This is a genomic window from Vallitalea longa (assembly GCF_027923465.1).
Lineage (GTDB): Bacteria > Bacillota > Clostridia > Lachnospirales > Vallitaleaceae > Vallitalea > Vallitalea longa.
On sequence record NZ_BRLB01000043.1, the window covers coordinates 1 to 1415 of the forward strand.

General features: G+C 30.9%; 1 protein-coding gene. It reads left to right on the forward strand.

The features are described from left to right. Nucleotides 1-115 precede the first annotated feature (115 nt). Nucleotides 116-1180, forward strand: coding sequence for an IS30 family transposase (locus QMG30_RS24705; RefSeq protein WP_281819898.1), 1065 nt, complete (start codon nt 116-118; stop codon nt 1178-1180). The last annotated feature ends 235 nt before the right edge of the window (nt 1181-1415 follow it).

The window sequence follows — 1415 nt, forward strand, 5'->3', positions numbered from 1 at the left end:
GCAAAGTTGTATAATGAAATGTCCGAATAAACAAAATAAAAAAGAAATGATTCATTTGAAGATTTCTGTTATAGTGTAATCACCACAAAAACAACTATAGGAGAAAATCATTCAAATGAATCAAATTAATAATACTACAAATCCAAAGAAAAATAAATACCTTACAGAGAAAGAAAGATATAAAATTGAAGCTTTGAAAAAAGCAAAAATATCAAATGCTGAAATTGCAATCCAAATAGGTAAGTCAGAACGTACAATACGGCGAGAAATAGCTAGAGGTAAAGTAAAACTTTTAAATAGTGATTTGACAGAGCGTTACGAATATTGTGCTGATGTAGCCCATAGAAAATATTTAGAAAATGCTGCAAATAAGGGACCTAGTTTAAAAATTGGTCACGATCATAAATTAGCATCATATATTGAAGATAAAATAATAAATGAAAAGCATTCTCCAGATGTGGTTATAGGAAGAATAAAAAAAGAAGGTCTGAAATTTGAAACGTCCATTTGCACTAAGACAGTTTATAATTACATTGATAAGGGAGTCTTTCTAAACCTGAGTAATAAACATTTGTTAGTAAAGAGAAAAGGTCCTAAGAGAAAATACAGAAAAGTTAGAAAGACAGCATTGAATAATACTGTCAGCAGAAGTATTGATGAACGTTCAAAAGATATTAATAGCAGGGAAAATCTTGGTCACTGGGAGATGGACTGCGTAGTCAGCGGAAGAGGCTCTAAAACAGTATTGTTGGTACTGACAGAAAGAAAATCAAGAAGAAATCTTATTTTTAAAATGAAGGATAAAACCCAAAAGAGTGTAGCACAAATTCTAGATAAATTAGAACGAAAACATAGATATAAATTCAAAAAAATTTTTAAGAGTATAACTATGGATAATGGGTGTGAGTTTGTAAACCAAGAAGCTATAGAAAAATCGATATTAACAAAGAAGAATCGAACAATGGCATATTATGCTCATCCTTATAGTTCATGGGAAAGAGGAAGTAATGAGAATGCAAATAAGATTATTAGAAGGTTCATTCCAAAAGGGGTAGACATTAGTAAATATACAAATAAAGAAATAAAGCAGATTGAATATTGGATAAACAATTATCCACGTAAAATACTAAAATATAAAACATCAATAGAAGTATATGAAAGAGATATAGAGGCAGCGTAGAAGGGTTTATCAAGTCGGCCGTTTGCCATTGACAACGAGCCTCTAGGCATGTGATTTTCTTGCATCAGGGGCATCCATCACAAAGAGCGTGATGCAAGCCTCTTATACTAGGCTATCACATGCCTCTCTCATTGTAAATGGTACGCTACGCCAAACTAGATATTAAAAAAATACAATATATCTACACTATAAAATTTTATTTGAAAATACCGGACATTTAATATTGCAATTTATA